We start from the raw sequence: 16953 nt of genomic DNA, 5'->3' as shown, positions 1-16953 counted from the left end.
CGTCGCACCGGCCACGACCGCGGACCGGGCCGCTCCGGGCGGCGCAGCCAGGCCTTCAGCCGGTGCACATCTGCGCTCCCCCGAATGGCCACCGCGACGCCAGCCCACTCGGGGAGACATACGGGTGCCACGCCAATCGCGTGACGGTCGTCCCGGACCTGGTGGTGCCCGGCTCCTCGCGCCCTGCCATCGCCCGCGAATCCACGGAGAGTTCGCCATGACTGCAGTTACCACTCTCACGCTGCCGGCCACCGTCGACGGCGCCGCGGCCGCGGCCCCCCGCCGCCGGACCGCACCCGCGGCGACGCCGACCTACACCGTCTCGCTGGCCCGCGACGAGGCCGACCTGCGGGCCTCCCAGCGGCTGCGGCACCAGGTGTTCGCCGAGGAGCTCGGCGCCGTGCTGGACACCCCGCTGCCCGGCTTCGACGTCGACGAGTTCGACGACTTCTGCGACCACCTGCTGGTCCGCGACGAGACCACCGGCGAGGTGGTCGGCACCTACCGGCTGCTGCGCCCCTCGCAGGCGGCCAAGGCCGGCCGGCTGTACTCCGACAGCGAGTTCGACCTGTCCAACCTGGCCGGCGTGCGCGGCGACCTGGTCGAGGTCGGCCGCTCCTGCATCGCGGCCGAGCACCGCGGCAACGGCGCCGTGATCAACCTGATGTGGGGCGGCATCGCCCGCTACCTGACCGAGGCCGGCCACACCTGGATCGCCGGCTGCTGCTCCGTCCCGCTGGGCGACGGCGGCGGCACGGCGGCCGGGGTCTGGGACGCGATGGCCGCCCGCCACCTGTCCCCCGCCGAGTACCGGGTCGCCCCGCACCGGGTGTGGGACCCGAGCGGCATCGTCCGCCCGGAGCGCACGCCCGTCCCGGCGCTGCTGCGCGGCTACCTGCGGCTGGGCGCCTGGGTCTGCGGCGAGCCCGCCTACGACCCGGACTTCAACGTGGCGGACCTGTTCGTGCTGCTCTCCCTGGAGCGCACCGACCCGCGCTACCTGCGGCACTTCCTGTCGGCAGGGCAGAGCACGCCAGCCACCCCGACCGGACCCTCCGCGTGAGCGCCTGGCTGCCGTCGGCCCCGTGCACCCCGGAGGACTGCGTCCGCCCGGCCACCAGCACCGTCCCGGTGCCGCTGCGCCTGCTGCGGTGCATCACCGGGCTGACGGTGCTGGCGGTCGGGATCTCGCTCGGCCCGCTGGTGCGCCGGCTGCCGCGGGCGCAGCGGGAGCGGCTGGTCCGGGTGTGGTCGCGCGCGGTGGCCGCCGGGTTCGGGGTGCGGATCCGCTCCGGCGGTGACCGCGCCGCCGGGCGCGGGGGCGCCCTGCTGGTCGCCAACCACGTGTCCTGGCTGGACATCGCGCTGGTCGCGGCGGTCCGGCCGGGCCGGATGCTGGCCAAGACCGAGGTCGGCGCGTGGCCGGTGCTGGGCGGCCTGGTGGCCCGCAGCGGCACCCTGTTCATCGAGCGCGACCGGCTGCGCTCGCTGCCCGGCACGGTCGAGCAGATCGCGGCGGCGCTGCGCCGCGGGGAGCGGGTCGTGGTCTTCCCCGAGGGCAGCACCTGGTGCGGGCGCGGCGCCGGCCGGTTCCGGCCCGCGCTGTTCCAGGCCGCGATCGACGCGGGCGTCCCGGTCCTGCCGGTGACGATCCGCTACCGGACGGCCGGCGGCGAGCCCACCACGGTCTCGGCCTTCGTCGGGGACGACGGGCTGCTGGCCTCGGTCCGCCGGGTGGTCGCGGCCCGCGGGCTGGTCGGCGAGGTGACCGTGCTGCCGCCGATCACCCCCGGCACCCACCCGGGGCGCCGGGCCCTGGCGGACGCGGCACAGGCCGCCGTCACCGGGTCGGGCCCGGCCGTCCGGGAGTACCACCTCGCGGCGGCGGGGCCGCACCGGCACCCCACCGGGGAGCGCCGGGCCGCGACCGCCGGCCGGGGCAGCCGGTGGAGCTGACGGCCCCGGGCCGGCGCGCGGGAGGACGGGTGGTCCGGGCGGGCGGGTACGGCCGTCCGGACCCGGATCGCCCAGGTGGCCGTACCCGCCCGCCGGCCGGCCCGCGGACCGGCGCCGGACGGCCTCACCTCACCGGGTCACCGCCCGCCGCCGGGGGCGCCGCCGCCGGGCTCCCGCTGGACGGGCCCGGTGCCGGCGGGCTGCTCTTGGAGGCCGGGGCCGAGGAGGCCGCCGACGACTTGGCGGTGCTGGGCGAGGTGGACGTCGTGGGGGTGGTCGACCCGGTCGGGCGGGTGCTCGCCGAGGTCGAGGCCGAGCCCGAGGTCGAGGCGTGCGAGCCCGACGGCTTGGCGGCGGAGGCCGAGGAGCTGGCAGCCGGCCGGGTGGCGTTCCCGCCGCTCTGCGGGTCGAACAGGACGAAGTTGGTGATCGGCTTCGACGCGGGGGTCACCACCACCACCGACTCGCTGTGGAAACCCGACCACGGCGTGCCGCTGTAGTCCACCGTGCCGGAGTCCGGTCCCGGCGGCAGCAGCGGGTTCCCGCAGGCGCACCGCACCCTGGGCAGCCCGCGGTCGTCCACCATCACGTCGGTGCCGGCCTCCAGCACCGCCTGGTAGGCGGTGGCCTGGCCGTTGCTGTAGCTGTGGTTGGTCACCCGGGTGTCCGCCCGCAGCACGACCGCGGTCAGCCCCTGCAGGTAGTCCGAGATGCCGCTCGGATCGATGTTCTCGACCTGGGCCCACGCCTTGGCCTTGGCCTGGTCGCCGTTCAGGTAGTCGGCCAGCTGGGCCGCGTTGCAGCTCGGCGCCGTCCGGGAGCCGGCGTACAGCCCCGGCTCGTCACCGCTGTGGGTGCCGCCGGCCGGCGGAGAGGCGGTGGCCGCGCCGGACGGGGCCTTCTCGGCGGCGGCCACCGAGGCGGTGAAGGGATCCGGGCCGGCGTCGCCCACCGGTTGCAGCGCCACCTGCTGGGAGGTCGGGGTGCCGCTGCTGGTGGGCGACTTCGAGCCGCCACCACTGCTGAGCACCACCACCAGCACGATCACGGCCGCCACCACCGCGCCGAGCACGGCCAGCCCGCGCGGGCCGCGCCACCAGGGCCGCGGGCTCCCGCCGGCGCCGCTGCTTCCTCCGCCGCCACCTCCGCCGCCACTGCCCGACACCACGGTCCGGTCCGGCGGGCCCTTGGGCGGCACCGGCGGCACCACCGGGGGCGGCTGGTCGGCCGCCTCGGTCGGCGCCGGGCCCGGGTCGGGTCGCGACTCGGGACCCGACAGTGGGCCGGACGGCGGACCGGAAGCCCCTCCTGAGGCTGACTCGGTCGGGCGCTCCGGCGACGTGCTGCCGGAGGAACCGGACGGCGGCCAGGGTGACGGGCCGGACGGCGAACCGGACGACGGCCCGGAGCGGGGGCCTGACGGCGGCTCGGGCGGCGGGTCGGGCGGCGGCTGGGAACTCACCGGGCATCCTCCGGATCGGAACGGATCGGAACACGGGCCCCCCGGAGCCCCGGACGGGCCCCCGGGGCCTCATTCTGAGCGCCACCCCTCCGGCCCGCGACTTCCCGCGGGCGCCCGGCGTACCGGCCACCGGTTCGCCGATCGTCCCGTCAGGACCCAAGCTGGACAGGTCCGGCCGGACCCGGCCGGGGCAGCGGGGGGCCGACCTGCCGGGAGCCCGCATGCGACCGACCGAACGAGGGAGCGCGCCCGCCGTGACCGAGCTCCGCCGCTGGTCCGCCGCGCTGGTGACGGTGGTGGCCGCGCTCGCCGCGATGAGCGCGGTGGCCGCGCTGGGGCTGTGGTCGGCGGGCGCCGACTCGCTGCCCGGCGGCGGGTTCGGCGCGGTGCTGGCAGCCACCCTGCTGCTGGCACTCGGCGCACCGGCCCAACTGGAGGGCAGCGCCGCGTTCGTGGCCACCGCTCAGGGCGGGATCGACGTGGTGCCGCTGACGGTCTCACTGGTGGGCGCGCTCACAGCCGGCGCGCTGTTCCTGCGCCCGCTGCGGCTGCACGCGGTGGTCCACCCGGGTGAGCTGCTCGGGCGGGTGGCCCGGACGGCGGTGCTGTGGGTGATCGCGGTCCTGCTGATCTCGCTCGGCGCCGAGCACAGCTTCACCGTGTCCACCGGTGAGGACCTGCTGGACGAGCTCGGCGGGCTGCTCGGGGCGTCGCCGACGGTGGGGTTCAAGGTCGAGACGCTGCCGGCCGTCGGGATCGGCCTGCTCTGGCTGCTGATCGTGCTGGCGCTGGCCCTCGCGGTCTCCCGGCGCACCCCGCTGCCGAGCTCCCTGCTGCGGTTCCACTCCACCGTCCGGCCGGCCGCGCACGCCGTGCTGAACCTGGTGCTGGTCTACGTCGCCCTCGGCCTGGTGGCCGGTGTGGTGGCGGTCTTCACCCAGGGCGAGCCGCGGCAGGTCATGGCGGTGATCCTGCTGGGCCTGCCCAACCTGGCCTGGCTGGCGCTCGGCGTCGGCCTCGGCGCCTCCTGGCACGGCCACGTCTCGGACACCATCGGCCTGCCGGTACCGGAACCGCTGGCCGCCGTCCTGCACTCGGGCCAGGACGTCACCCTCGACCTCGGCACCCTCGCCGACCAGGACGGCCGTGCCTGGCTGCTGCTCCCCCTCGCCGCGGTGACCGTCCTGCTGGCCGGGGTCGGCACCGCGCTGCACGCGCCGCCCACCGTCCCCGCCTGGCGGCACGCCGTCCAGCTCGCGGTGTCCCTCGCGGTCGCGATGCTGCTGATCGGCGTGCTGACCCGGATCTCGGCCTCGATCGGGCTGGACCTGTTCGGCCTCGGCGGCCGCGGCTCCACCGAACTGCAACCGAACCTGCTGGTCGCCATCCCCCTGGGCGCCGCCTGGGGCGCGGCCGCCGGCTTCCTCGGCGCCCTGCTCGCCCCCCACCTGCGCCGCCACCGCCCGTAGGCCGACCGGTCAGGGCGAGCCGGGCCCGGCCTCGGCGACTAGGCGGCCCTGTGCTGGGATGGGGGTCCGATCGAACGAGGAGACCGACGTGACCGCCGAGTCGCACGAGGACTGCGGTCCGCTGCACTCTCTCGCACCGGACGATCCGGTGTTCGCCTCGAAGCGGGTGCACCGCGGGCAGCCCGTGGTGAGTGTCCACCTCGACCGGGACGGGGACTGGCAGGCCTTCTCCGCGGTCGAGCCCCGGTGGCTGATGGGCGCCCCGCGGCTGATCCACGCCGCGCACCTGATCGAGCGCGACCCCTCGCTCGCGCACCTTCCGGCGCTGCCGCTCGACCACTGGGCGACCCGGGCGGACCCGTCCGCCACCACGTGGGAGGTGTTCCGGGGCTGACCCGCCGGCCGCCGTGGCCGTGCTCAGGTGTCGAAGACCGGCCAGGCCCAGGCGGGGGGTGGTGGTGCCTCGGGGTCGGCGGTGGGTTCCGGGGTGGGGGCGGGTGCGGGTGCGGCCGGGGGTTCGGGGTGGGCGGCCTCGCGGAGCGCCGCGACGAAGGGGAGGCAGCCGTCGTAGCGGTCCTCGGGGGCCTTGGCGAGGGCGCGGTCGAGGACCGGGTCGAGGGCGGTGGGCAGGTCGGGGCGGCGTTCGGTGATGCGCGGCGGGGCGTCGTGCAGGTGGGCCCAGAGCAGCGCGAGGTCGTCGTCGCGTTCGAACGGCGGTGCGCCGGAGAGCATCTCGTACACCACGCAGCCGAAGCTGTAGACGTCGCAGCGCCCGTCCACCGGCTTGCCGGAGATCTGCTCGGGGGCGACGTAGTCCAGGGTGCCGACGAACTGGCCGACGGTGGTGAGGCCGGTCAGCGAGAGCGACTTCTTGGTGAGGCCGAAGTCGGTCAGGTAGGCGTGCTCGGGGTGTTCGGGGTCGGTGCCCTCGGCGACCAGGATGTTGCCGGGCTTGACGTCACGGTGGACCAGGTCGTGGGCGTGCGCCGCGTCGAGGGCGGAGGCCACCTGCCCGGCGATCCGGGCGGTCTGCGCCACGTCGAGCGGGCCCAGCCGGTCCAGCAGGGCCCGCAGGTCGCGTCCGCGCACGTACCGCATCGCGATGTAGAGCAGCCCCTCCGCCTCCCCCGCCTCGTAGACCGGGACGATGTGCGGGTGGTCGATGGCGGCGGCGACCTTGGACTCGTGGGCGAAGCGCTGCCGGAACACGTCGTTGCGGGCCAGCTCCGGCGCGAGCAGCTTGACGGCGACCGTCCGGCCCAGGCGCAGGTCCTCGGCCCGGTAGACGACGGCCATGCCGCCGCGCCCGATCAGGCTGCCCAGCCGGTAGCCGGCCAGTTGGTGGCCGGTCAGGTCGGACCTGGCTGTCGTGGTCACGGCCGCTCCCCGGCGCTCCCGGCCGCCTCGGCCGCGTCCGGGTCGACGGCGGCGAAGGTCTGCAGCTGGGCGCCGTCGCAGTAGAACCAGCGGCTGTGGTCGAGGTCGAGCAGCCAGGCGTGGGTGCCGTCGAGCACCGCGCCCAGCCGCAGCCCGCGGCTGCGGGCCTGGTAGGTGGCCAGGTCGATCCGGCCGTCGGCGTACTCGTCGACCAGCTGCCGGTAGTCGGCGAGCGCGTGCTCCAGCGCGGCGAGCAGCGGCCGCGGGTCGTCGGTGGTGCCGAGCGGCCGGCCGGTGCCGGGCGGCCGGTGCGGCAGGGTGACCAGCAGCCGCCCGTCCACCCAGGCGGTCCAGCCGTTGGCGCAGACGACCCGGGCCCAGTTGCCCTCGGTGCCGGCCAGCCGGACGGGCAGCAGCGGGTCCAGCCGGACGGCCGGGCGGGTCGGGTCCGGGGAGTACCAGGTCTGCAGGCCGTCGGCGGGCGCGACATGGGTCGGGTGGAACTCGGACGGGATCCCCATCGCCGCCGCCTAGCGCCGCATCACGGCGGGTTCGTGCCGGCGCAGCAGCCGGGCGACGAGCAGGCCGTACAGCACCGACAGGGCCACCATGGCGCCCATGTCGATCAGCCAGGTGGAGGTCTGGTGCTTGAAGAGCGGGTCGCCGGTGAGGTCGCCGGGGACGATCGCGTGCAGGTCGATGGTGCTGGCCATCGCTCCGAGCGCCCATCGGGAGGGCACCAGCCAGGAGAGCTGGTTGAGTCCGGGGATGGAGCCGAGCTGGAGCAGGGCGCCGCAGAACACCACCTGGATGATGGCGACCAGCACCAGCAGCGGCATGGTCACCTCTTCCTTCTTGACCAGCGCGGAGATCACCAGCCCGAGCATCATCGCGGTGAGCGACAGCAGGGCGACGGCCAGGGTGATCTCGACCAGGGGTGGCAGGAGGACTCCGCCCCCGCCGCCGGGTCTCAGCTGCACGCCGACCAGGGCGACCATGGTCAGGACGACGGCCTGCACCACGGTGATGGTGCCGAGCACGATGATCTTCGAGCAGAGGTACGCCGATCTGGACAGGCCGACGGCTCTCTCGCGCTGGTAGATGGTGCGTTCCTTGACCAGCTCGCGCACCGCGTTGGCGGCGCCGGTGAGCACGCCGCCGACGCACAGGATGAGCAGCGCGTTGAGCGCGGAGTCCACGGTGAGCTTGCTGCCGGCCAGGGCGCGGGCCATCGCGCCCATCACGAACGGCAACGCGATCATCACGGCGAGGAAGGTGCGGTCGGCGGTGAGCGCGCTGGCGTAGCGGCGCACCAGGGTGCCGACCTGCCGGTGCCAGCGCTGCGGCGGTGGCGGGGGCGGGTGGACGGCCGGCGGCGCGGCGGCGGGGCGGCCGGGCGCCGGGGAGGCCGAGGCGATGTAGCGGCGGTAGGGCTCGGAGCCGCGGTACTGCCCGGCCCAGTCGCGGTCGGTCTCGTTCTCGAAGGCCTCGAAGGCCTCGGGCCACTGGGTGAAGCCGAAGTAGTCCAGGCTCTCGCCGGGCGGGCCGTAGTAGGCGATCCGGCCGCCGGGGGCGAGCAGCAGCAGCCGGTCGCAGAGGTCCAGGCTGAGCACGCTGTGGGTGACCACGACCACCGTGCGGCCGTCGTCGGCGAGGCCACGCAGCATCTGCATGACCGAGCGGTCCATGCCGGGGTCGAGGCCGCTGGTGGGCTCGTCGAGGAAGAGCAGGGAGGGCTTGGTGAGCAGTTCGAGGGCGACGCTGACCCGCTTGCGCTGGCCGCCGGAGAGGCTGGAGATCACCTGGTCGGCGCGTTTCTCGAGGCCGAGCTCGCCGATCACCTCCTCGACCCGGGCGGCCCGCTCGGTGGGGTCGGTGTCACCGGGGAAGCGGAGTTCGGCGGCGTAGCGCAGGGCGCGGCGGACCGGTAGCTGGGTGTGCAGGATGTCGTCCTGCGGGACCAGGCCGATCCGGCGGCGCAGCTCGGCGTAGTCGCGGTAGAGGTCACGGCCGTCGTAGTGGACGGTGCCCTGGTCGGCGGGGCGCAGGCCGGTGAGCGCGTTGAGCAGGGTGGACTTGCCGGCGCCGCTGGGGCCGGCGACCGCGAGCAGGGTCTTCTGCCCGACCGGGAAGCTGATCCCGTCGATGAGGCGGCGGCCCTCGCCCACGGTGACGGTGAGGTCGTCGACGTCGAGGTCGATGTCGCCGGTGTCGACGAACTCCTGGAGCTCGTCGCCGACCAGGCAGAACATCGCGTGGCCGATGCCGATCAGGTCCTGCGGGCCGACCCCGGCCCGGTCGACGGGCTGGCCGTTGAGGTAGGTGCCGTTGTGGCTGCCCAGGTCGACGATCTCGTAGCTGCCGTCCGAGCGGGGCCGCAGCTCGGCGTGGTACCGGGAGACCGACAGGTCGGCCACGGTCACGTCGTTGTCGGGGGCGCGGCCGATCCGGATCACCTTGACGGGCAGCGGACGCACGGTGGTGGGTGGCCGGTACGAGCCGGTGAGCGAGGTCAGCGCGGACGGCCGTCGGCGGGGGGCGGCGGGCGGCTCGCGCACGGCGCTGAGGGTGGCCCGGGGGCCGTCGGCCGGGCTGCCGAACCGCAGCTCGCTGCCGGGGCCGACGTCCAGGTGCCGGATCCGGTGCCCCTCGGTGTAGGTACCGTTGGTGGAACCGACGTCGTCGAGCATCCAGTGGCCGTCCCCGACGTGCAGGACGGCGTGGTGCCAGGACACCCGTGGGTCGGTCAGGACGATCTCGCTCGCCGGGTCACGGCCGACGTGGTAACTGCGGCCCGGATTGATCACCCGGGTGTCGCCAGCGGCCTCGAGAACCAGCTTCGGCGCGGTGAGCGCGAACTGTCGCTCTGCCATACCGACGATGCTAGTCCCGCCGGGAGCCACCCGCCCGGGGGGCGGGATTGAGCCGTCGGGGTGACATCGGGCTCCGTCGGGCGCAGGGTGGGTACCTGTGAGGGAAGGGCGAGGCGGTGCGTGCGGCGCCGGATTGGGAGTGGGCTGGTGAACACCTGGGCGACCTGGACGACGCAGGGGATCCTGGCGGGCCATGGCGGGGTGCGGACGGTCGAGATCGGCGTGATCAAGGGCGATCTCACCGTGCACACCATGTGGATCGACGGCGAGGCGCGGATGACGGTGCAGTACAGCGGCGCGCTGGACTGGTTCACGGTGGAGGGCAGCCCGGTGCCGGCCACCGACGAGGCGGCGGCCCGGGAGCTCCACCAGCGGCTGGTGGAGGCGGTCAAGTCGGATCACGAGGCGGTCGCCCCGCAGGCCTGACGGGCCCTTGCGGGGCCTGGCGGACCCTGCGGGGGGGGTGGCGCGATACGGGGGCGATACCGGGGCGGCCGAGAATGGCCGGTGGTGGCCGTGGTTCGGGCGCCGCTTCGGCGTGCCCGCTCCGTGGTGATCCCGGGCCGCTGTCGTGGGCCGTCCGCGGGTGGGCCGACCTGGGAATTCGCTGATGGTTTGTCAGGTTATGATCTGTCCGGCACACGCCAACGGGGGGTTGTGGCCGACCGTGTCCGGTCACCGGGCACGGCACCGGGCGATGCGCTCCCCGCCGTCCGGACCATGGAGCAGTCTTGCCCACACGCCTGAAGCGCCGCGCCCTGCCCCTGGCGGCGGCCGCGATCGCCGCCTCCCTGCTGGTCGGCTCCGCCGCCGCGGACACCGCCACCCCGGCCGACCCGACCCTCGTGGCCGACCTGGACGCGATCCTCGCGGACGCCAGGCTGGCGAACGCCCAGGCGGGCGTCCAGGTCATCGACACCACCACCGGCCAGGTGGTCTACCAGCACGAGGCCGACGCCCTGCTCACGCCGGCGTCCACGCTGAAGACCGTCACCTCGGCCGCCGCGCTCGACCTGCTCGGCGCCGACCACCGCTTCACCACCGAGGTGCGCACCACCGGCACCCGCTACAACGGCACCCTGGTCGGCGACCTGGTGCTGCGCGGCGGCGGCGACCCGAGCCTGCTGCCCCAGGACCTGGACGACCTGGCCGCCAAGGTCCAGGCCGCCGGCATCACCACCGTCACCGGCCGGGTGCTGGCCGACGGCACCCGCTACGACTCCACCCCACTCGGCCCCGGCTGGGCCTGGGACGACGAGCCGTACTCGTACAGCCCGCAGATCTCCGGCCTGACCGTGGCCACCGACACCGAGTACACGATGGACACCGTCAAGGTGACGGTGACCCCGGGTGCGGCCGCCGGTGACGCGGCGAAGGTCTCGCTGTTCCCGGCCGAGGCGCCGGTGAAGCTGTCCGGAACGATCACCACCGGCGCCGCCGGCAGCGGCGGCGGCGCCGGGGTCGAGCGGCGGCGCGGGGTCAACGAGCTGGCGCTGACCGGCTCGGTCGCGGCCGGCGCCGCACCCTCCTCGTTCCTGACCACGGTCGAGAACCCGACCGACTACACCGGGCAGGTGTTCGCGGGCGCGCTCGCCCGGCACGGTGTCCGTGTGGTCCGCCCGGTCGCGTCCGCCACCGGGACGGAGGCCTCGCAGCCGCTGGCCTCGCACGACTCCAAGCCGATCGGCGAGCTGATCGTGCCGATGCTGAAGATCAGCAACAACGGCCTGGCAGAGCACCTGACCAAGGAGCTCGGCAAGGTCAAGGGCGGCCAGGGCAGCTGGACCGCCGGGCTGGCGCAGGTGAAGAACTTCCTCAAGGCCAACGGCCTGGAGAACCCGGCCGGGCGCCAGGTCGACGGCTCCGGCCTGTCCCGCTACGACCTGATCACCCCGGCCAAGATGACCGGGCTGCTCAAGGTCGCCCAGGACAAGCCGTGGTTCAAGGCCTGGTACGACGCGATGCCGGTGGCGGGCAACCCGGAGCGGCTGGTCGGCGGCACCCTGGCGCTGCGGATGCGCGGCACCGCCGCCGAGAACAACGTGCACGCCAAGAGCGGCTCGATGAGCGGCGTGGACAACCTGTCCGGCTACGCCACCGCGCCCGACGGGCGCCGGCTGGCCTTCACCGTGATGCTGAACAACTTCGCGGGTGCCAGCCCGCGCTCGGTGATCGACTCGATCGCCGTCCGACTGGCCGGCGGCCACCCGGGCGCCACCGGTAGCACCCCGAGCAGCGCCCCCGGCGTGAAGTCATTCGGCGCGCCGGGTGCGCGCTCCGCCCAAGCCCCAGCCGCCGCGACCGCCGCGACGTCCGAGGTTCCGGGCGGCACCCGCTGGGACGACTGCGAACTGTTCACCCGCTGCTGACCTGCGGTCGGGCGTGTCGCCGGCCGACCGGTTTGCGGACTCGGTCGTCGGCGCACCATCTCCCTGACCAGGGCCCTGTCGACGCCGGTCGGCAGGGCCCCGCCGTTGGGAGGAGCACCATGGCAGGCGCACGCGCGATGATCGACAAGGCCCGGAGCTGGATCGGCTACCGGGAGGGCCCGGGCAACGCCAACCGCTTCTCGGCGGAGCTGAACCGGCCGCCGGAGAGCTGGTGCGCCGACTTCGTCGCCGCCGTGGCCCGGGAGACCGGCAACGCCGCGTACTTCCCGAACACCGCCTCCTGCTCGATCGGGCGCGGCTGGTTCAAGCAGCGGGGCCGGCTGTCGGTCTACCCGGCGATCGGCGCCCAGGTGTTCTTCGGCGCGCCCGGCAACCCGGACGGCCCGGGCGGCACCCACACCGGCCTCTGCATCGCCTACACCATCGACACCATCACGGTGGTGGCGGGCAATACCAACGACAACGGCTCCCCCAACGGCGACGGCGTCTACCTGCGCAGCTACCGCCGCCGCTCCGACTACGTCGAGTCGTACGGCTACCCCGCCTACCCCGAGGGCCTGGTCTGCGCGGACCCGGCCTGGCGCGGGCGGGCCAGGGTCATCTACTTCGGCAAGCAGGCGGACGAGTCGGACGTGGTGCCGGCGCGAGCCCTGCTCGCCGAGGACCTGCCCGCCCAGGATCTCCCCGCCGAGGACCTCCCTGCCCAGCGCGCCGACGAGGACCAACCCGCCGGCGCGGCCGAGGGAACGGCCGAGCAGGAGAGCTGAGGCGGGCACCGGGCGCAGCGAGGGGCGGCGCGGGCGGCCGGGGGGTCAGGGGTTCAGAACCTGCCGAAGGCCCAGTTGCCGGGTGCCTGCGGGTCGTCACTGCGGTAGAACTCCTCGACGCCCTTGACGTACTCGGCCTTGCTGACGAACCCGTCGCCGTCCAGGTCGAGGCACCGGAAGCCCTGCTCGCTCTCCGCCCGGGGCACGCCGAGCTTCTGGTCCTTGCGGATCCACTCCTGCATGCTGATCCGGCCGTCCTGGTCGGTGTCCGTGACGTCGAAGGCGGCGGCACCGAGCTTGACGGCCTCGTTCAGCACCGCGTGCAGGTCCACCGCGCCCACGAACTCGTCCCGGCTGATCCGCCGGTCGCCGTCGGCGTCGAGCGCCTGCTCCAGCTGCTGCCACAGCCGGTCGCCGTCCTGCTTGAACCGTTGCCCCTGCGGGGTGCCTTCGGCGCCGGCGGCCTCGGTGATCCGCTCGACGAACTCGGCGATGTCGCTCTGCTCGATGTAACCGTTCCCGTCGAAGTCGAGCAGCTCGAAGTGCCGGTGGAGCTTGCGCTCCCGGATGCCGTCCGCCATGTCCGGTCCTCTCATGGGTGGTCGCGGGGTTGGCGCGCGCCGGAGTCAACTCCCCATCCCAACAGGACGATCGGGAGCGCGGCGCCATCCTCACGCCATCCTTTCGGCCACGAACCACCCGGTCAAGGAGGGTCACCGGAGCGGCCGAGTAGTCGGACAACCGGTCGATAGGACCGTCCGCGACCCGCGCCCGGACGGATCGGGGCGGGCCGCGGGCGGGCCGAACGCCGTACCGGGCGCCGGTGCGGCCGGGTTACTTCTTGGCCGAACCCTCCTTGCCGCCCTGGTTCAGCAGGCCGCCGAGGGCACTGAGGTTGCCGCCTCCGGCCGGCAGTCCGGCCCCGGCCGACACCCCCTTGGCAGCGGCGTCGTTGGCGAGCTCCTGCATCTTCTGCAGGTGCTCGGTGGCGGTCTTCAGGGCCTCCTGACCGCGCTCACCGGCCGCCTTGTCGTTGCTCGCGGCGGCTTCGATGCCCTTCGTGAGCACCTGGCTGACGGTGTTGATGCCGCTCATGTCCCGGAACAGGTTGGCGGTGGCGATGGCCTGCGCCGTCTGGAGGCCGGCCGGGTCGGGCATCGCCACCAGCGGCGTGTACCTGGCCTCGGAGGGGCTCAGGGCGGCCACCTTGGTGTCCAGGTTCTGCGCGCGCGAGGCGGTGGAGACCGGAGCGATGTCGGCGGGCGTGATCTGGATGGGCGAGTCCTTCCAGTTCCAGAACCGGGTGAGGTCGATCTTCTCCGCCGAGTTGGCCCGCCCGAGCACGGCCTCGGCGAAGACACCCTTGGTGGCGATCGCGACCGTGCTGGTCACCGGCGTCCCGAAGGTGTTGTCGGCCGCCTTCCGCGTGTTGGTCCAGGTCTCGCGTTCCTGCTCGCTGGTGAAGTTCCAGCGAAAGCCCAGGTAGTTGCCGGTGGCGGCGATCGGCTTGGGGTCCAGCAGCATGCCGAGCGGGACCGGCGCCGCGCTCGAACCCGAGGGCGCGTACGAGTAGTTGGCCAGGATGCGGCTGAGCGTCAGCTCGTCGGCGTTCGCCCACACGGCCTGGCTGTAGTGGCGGCGGTTGTCGTTCAGGTGGTCCAGGACCGCCTGCGAGACGTTGCCGCCGCGCACGTAGAAGCCGAGCGAGGAGACGTAGGTGCGGCTGCCGGTCTTCACCGTCGAACCGAACAGCCCGCAGATCGCCGAGGCGCCGCCGGCGTCCTCGGTCAGGTCGGGGGCCACGGTGGCGGTCTCGGCGATCCCGAAGTTGGCCACGCCCGAGGTCATCGTCAGCCGCAGCCCGGCGAGGCTGCCACGCGCGGCGGTGCCGGACCAGGCGTCGACCGAGATCAGCTTGTCGGCGCCGCCGAAGGTGTAGGAGGCCTGACGCAGCACGCCCGAGCCGCCGGTGTCGCCGCAGCGGGCGGTCTGGCCGGGGAAGACGACCTGGATGCTGCGGATGCCGGCGTCGTCGTACCAGACGTCGATCCTGGAGGCGTAGGGGGAGTCGGCCTTCGGCTGGACGTCGAACGGTGCCGGGGCCTCCCGTTGCGCGGTGAGGAGGCGGTACAGCGTCCCGTCGGTCCTGAGCAGCCAGTAGTCCCCGCCGACGGCGGAGACCACCGCCGTGGTCGCGGTCAGGGCCAACTTGAGGTAGGGGTTGGTGGTCTGGGCCCAGTTCGCCGCACCAGGCTCCAGCACGAGGGCCGCCGCGCCGTCGTTCGCGGTCTTCACGGAGCCCCAGAGCACACCGTCGGCGGTGCCGAACAGGCGCTGCAGGCTCCCCTGGGCCCGTTCCGTCCAGCCGGTGGCGCTCCGCTCGTACGTCTTCCCCTGCCGGATGTACCAGACCTTGCTGCCGGTGGCGGCGACCTCGTCCGCCTGGACGTTCAACGTCTGCCACGGGGTGTTCAGGGTCCGCTGCCAGAGCGTGTTGTCCGCCGCGACGACGTAGAGCGTGCCGTCGCCTCCGCAGACCAGAGCGATCCCCTTGAAGTCCTGGGAATCGGCGCGCCAGGTGGTCCCGTCGAAGTGCACGACCGTCCGGTCGGCCCGCAGCCCCCAGACGACGTCCTTGCCCGGCGCGATCCGGGTCAGGCCGCCGGTCAGTCCGGTGGTGGGCAGCGGGTTCCACTGCCGGGCCACCGGGTCGAACCGCACCGGGCTGCCGTCGGCCTTGCGCACCCCGTGGACGCCCATGGGGCCGGCGGCGATCTCCGCGAGGTCCACTCCGTCGAAGACCTGCGCCTGGAGTGCCTCCGGCGCGGTGAGCGCGTCGAGCCTGCGCACGGTGGTGTCGAAGGGGTTCGCCGCCCGGATCTTCGCCGCCCAGTCGGTCGGCGCCGCCGAGGCGAGCACCTCCTTGTACCGCTGCAGACTGGAGTAGGTGAACGTCAACTCCTGGAGCGGGATGAAAAGGCAGCGCTCCAGCTTGGTCGGCCTGGTCGTCACGGCGTACACCTGGACGACCTCGTAGTACTGCACCGACATCGCGTGCATGTGGTTGTAGTTGGTGACGACCCGGGTCAGCACCTGGTCCTTCTCCGACTGCGAGGTCTCGCGCACCACCGTCATGTTCCGGCTGCGCGCCGCCGTCGCCAGCTGCTGGGTCCGCGCACTGATCCGCTGCGTCGCCTCGTCCGCCACCGACTTCACCCCGGTGGAGCGCGACACCGCGGTCGAGAAGCCCGTGTTCTCCGAGTTGCTCCAGTTCCCCCCGATACCGAGGTTGAACAACGCGAAGCCGGCGCTGCCGCCGGAGCTGGACGACTTGCTGAACTGGAGCCCCATGGAGTCGCCGTGCTGCTCCTCGCGGGCGATGGCGTTGGCGACCTCGCTGATCGAGCGGTTCTGGTCGGTGGTGGAGGAGAGGGTGTCGGCCTCGGTGGTCTTCTCGGTGCCGGTGGCCTTGGTGGTGCCCTGCCAGTCGACGACCGCGACCTTGGTGCTCTCCCCAGGGGCGAGTGCGAGGCTGTGCAGGAGGCGGCCGAGCGTGACGCCCTGGGCCGACCAGCTCTGCTCGGTCGTGACGATCATGCCTTCGGCCGGCCGGTCGTAGAACGGCAGGTTCTCCTCGCCGAGGTCGATCGCCCCGGTCAGCTTGCGGGCCGGCTTCGCGTTGGGGATGTCGGTCAGCACCACCGAGCGGTACCGGACGATCTCCGTCGGGTAGTTGCCCGTGCTCGGCAGCAGGTCCTTGGGCGTCGCGCCGTCCAGCATCGCCTTGTCCACCTCGAACGCGGGCGACGTGCTCGCGGGGGCGGTCGGGGTGGTGGCGGGTGTTCCGGTGCTCGGGGTGGTCATCACGAATCCCGTCTGCGGAGAGGAGAAGGTGGAGCGGCACGGCACCGGGCCCCATCTGCGCCGGGCGCCAAGGCGAATGACGCCTTCCGGATCGCGAACCTACACAGCACGATCACAGCAGCAGCACGCTTCGGGCGAAATGGCCAGAAACAGTGCCGTACCAACGGCCCTCCCCAGCACCACCGGGAACCACCCGCACGCCCGGATGGCGGGCCGCCGATCCGAACGTCACGCAGCCCGGGCGCGCCTACCACCGCCCCGTGGTGCGGCCCGGGATCGGACGGAACCAGGAGGTCGGACGGGTCGCGGACCCGTCCTCCCCCGGACCGTTGCACCGAGCTCTAGGCTGGGCAGGTGAGCGACACGTACGAGATGACCCTGTCGGTGCTGCTGCCGAGCGGTGTCGGGGCGGGCGAACTGGCCGAATTGCAATGGCAGTTGGGGCAGGCGGACCACCGCTGTGGGGCGGCTGCGGAGCCGCTGCTGGCGGACTGCGGGGCGCTGGGCGAGGCGGGCGACGGTTGGGCGGTGACGGCCCATCGGGAGATCCGCGCCGACGAGTTCCCGGCGCTGGACACCCTGCTGGTCGGGCTGGCGCGGCTCAGCGGCGTCCAAGGGCCCTTGGTGGTGGGCCAGTTGAGGCGACCGGGCGACGGCGCGGCGGAGCCCCTGGTGGTCCGGCGCGGCGCGGTGGAGTGGCCGTCCGGCGCGGCCGCGCAGGAGCGGTGAGCGCGGTGCCCCGACCCGCGCCCGGGCGCGGGTAGGGGGCCCGGCGGCGGGGGCGGCGCGGGCGGG

General features: G+C 74.0%; 14 protein-coding genes. 8 read left to right on the top strand and 6 right to left on the bottom strand.

Annotated features, from left to right (window positions below):
* Positions 1 to 217: 217 nt before the first annotated feature.
* Both ABT014_RS22595 and ABT014_RS22590 read left to right on the top strand, forming a co-directional pair.
* Positions 218 to 1063 (top strand): GNAT family N-acetyltransferase, encoded by an 846-nt coding sequence (locus ABT014_RS22595; RefSeq protein WP_350640822.1) that lies wholly within the window; start codon positions 218 to 220, stop codon positions 1061 to 1063.
* On the top strand, positions 1060 to 1956 hold the full coding sequence (locus ABT014_RS22590) for a lysophospholipid acyltransferase family protein (RefSeq protein WP_350640821.1): 897 nt from the start codon (positions 1060 to 1062) through the stop codon (positions 1954 to 1956). Before ABT014_RS22595 ends, ABT014_RS22590 begins: the two co-directional genes overlap by 4 nt.
* 124 nt (positions 1957 to 2080) lie before the next feature.
* Here ABT014_RS22590 and ABT014_RS22585 read toward each other — a convergent pair whose 3' ends face one another.
* On the bottom strand, positions 2081 to 3154 hold the full coding sequence (locus ABT014_RS22585) for a DUF6777 domain-containing protein (protein WP_350640820.1): 1074 nt from the start codon (positions 3152 to 3154) through the stop codon (positions 2081 to 2083).
* Positions 3155 to 3672: 518 nt separating this feature from the next.
* Here ABT014_RS22585 and ABT014_RS22580 point away from each other — a divergent pair.
* Together ABT014_RS22580 and ABT014_RS22575 are read left to right on the top strand one after the other, a co-directional pair.
* A complete protein-coding gene (locus ABT014_RS22580) occupies positions 3673 to 4887 on the top strand; it encodes a streptophobe family protein (protein WP_350640819.1) in 1215 nt (404 codons plus the stop codon).
* Between the two features lie 88 nt (positions 4888 to 4975).
* Complete coding sequence (locus ABT014_RS22575) at positions 4976 to 5281, top strand: hypothetical protein (protein ID WP_350640818.1); 306 nt, start codon at positions 4976 to 4978, stop codon at positions 5279 to 5281.
* A 23-nt stretch (positions 5282 to 5304) separates the two neighbouring features.
* Here the strand turns inward: ABT014_RS22575 and ABT014_RS22570 are convergent, their stop codons facing one another.
* From ABT014_RS22570 to ABT014_RS22560, 3 genes are read right to left on the bottom strand one after another with little or no spacing between them, the layout of a single operon-like run.
* Complete coding sequence (locus tag ABT014_RS22570) at positions 5305 to 6264, bottom strand: serine/threonine-protein kinase (RefSeq protein ID WP_350640817.1); 960 nt, start codon at positions 6262 to 6264, stop codon at positions 5305 to 5307.
* On the bottom strand, positions 6261 to 6785 hold the full coding sequence (locus ABT014_RS22565; RefSeq protein ID WP_350640816.1) for an SH3 domain-containing protein: 525 nt from the start codon (positions 6783 to 6785) through the stop codon (positions 6261 to 6263). Before ABT014_RS22565 ends, ABT014_RS22570 begins: the two co-directional genes overlap by 4 nt.
* 9 nt (positions 6786 to 6794) lie before the next feature.
* On the bottom strand, positions 6795 to 9137 hold the full coding sequence (locus tag ABT014_RS22560) for an FHA domain-containing protein (protein WP_350640815.1): 2343 nt from the start codon (positions 9135 to 9137) through the stop codon (positions 6795 to 6797).
* Between the two features lie 147 nt (positions 9138 to 9284).
* Here ABT014_RS22560 and ABT014_RS22555 point away from each other — a divergent pair, with 147 nt between their 5' ends.
* The 3 genes from ABT014_RS22555 to ABT014_RS22545 all read left to right on the top strand — a co-directional run bounded on the left by ABT014_RS22555 (position 9285) and on the right by ABT014_RS22545 (position 12294).
* The gene (locus ABT014_RS22555) at positions 9285 to 9563 is read left to right on the top strand and encodes a hypothetical protein (protein ID WP_350640814.1); all 279 of its coding nucleotides are present in this window, start codon (positions 9285 to 9287) and stop codon (positions 9561 to 9563) included.
* Positions 9564 to 9868: 305 nt separating this feature from the next.
* Positions 9869 to 11506, top strand: a complete 1638-nt coding sequence (dacB, locus tag ABT014_RS22550; protein WP_350640813.1) for a D-alanyl-D-alanine carboxypeptidase/D-alanyl-D-alanine endopeptidase — start codon at positions 9869 to 9871, stop codon at positions 11504 to 11506.
* A gap of 119 nt (positions 11507 to 11625) precedes the next feature.
* The gene (locus ABT014_RS22545) at positions 11626 to 12294 is read left to right on the top strand and encodes a hypothetical protein (RefSeq protein ID WP_350640812.1); all 669 of its coding nucleotides are present in this window, start codon (positions 11626 to 11628) and stop codon (positions 12292 to 12294) included.
* Positions 12295 to 12347: 53 nt separating this feature from the next.
* Here the strand turns inward: ABT014_RS22545 and ABT014_RS22540 are convergent, their stop codons facing one another.
* Complete coding sequence (locus ABT014_RS22540) at positions 12348 to 12875, bottom strand: EF-hand domain-containing protein (RefSeq protein ID WP_350640811.1); 528 nt, start codon at positions 12873 to 12875, stop codon at positions 12348 to 12350.
* A gap of 253 nt (positions 12876 to 13128) precedes the next feature.
* Entirely contained in the window at positions 13129 to 16158 is a 3030-nt protein-coding gene (locus tag ABT014_RS22535; RefSeq protein ID WP_350640810.1) for a hypothetical protein, read from the bottom strand.
* Between the two features lie 354 nt (positions 16159 to 16512).
* Here ABT014_RS22535 and ABT014_RS22530 point away from each other — a divergent pair, with 354 nt between their 5' ends.
* The gene (locus tag ABT014_RS22530; protein WP_350640809.1) at positions 16513 to 16887 is read left to right on the top strand and encodes a hypothetical protein; all 375 of its coding nucleotides are present in this window, start codon (positions 16513 to 16515) and stop codon (positions 16885 to 16887) included.
* Positions 16888 to 16953 lie beyond the last annotated feature (66 nt).

The sequence above is a fragment of the Kitasatospora sp. NPDC094015 genome (assembly GCF_040304075.1).
Classification (GTDB): Bacteria; Actinomycetota; Actinomycetes; order Streptomycetales; family Streptomycetaceae; genus Kitasatospora.
This window is presented reverse-complemented; position numbering and strand designations above follow the sequence as displayed.

Excerpts from the sequence above, each read along its gene's own strand:
- ABT014_RS22535 (WP_350640810.1), bottom strand. The coding sequence starts at position 16,158 with ATGACCACCCCGAGCACCGGAACACCCGCCACCACCCCGACCGCCCCC.
- ABT014_RS22540 (WP_350640811.1), bottom strand. The coding sequence starts at position 12,875 with ATGGCGGACGGCATCCGGGAGCGCAAGCTCCACCGGCACTTCGAGCTG.
- ABT014_RS22595 (WP_350640822.1), top strand. The coding sequence starts at position 218 with ATGACTGCAGTTACCACTCTCACGCTGCCGGCCACCGTCGACGGCGCC.
- ABT014_RS22545 (WP_350640812.1), top strand. The coding sequence starts at position 11,626 with ATGGCAGGCGCACGCGCGATGATCGACAAGGCCCGGAGCTGGATCGGC.
- ABT014_RS22560 (WP_350640815.1), bottom strand. The coding sequence starts at position 9,137 with ATGGCAGAGCGACAGTTCGCGCTCACCGCGCCGAAGCTGGTTCTCGAG.
- ABT014_RS22565 (WP_350640816.1), bottom strand. The coding sequence starts at position 6,785 with ATGGGGATCCCGTCCGAGTTCCACCCGACCCATGTCGCGCCCGCCGAC.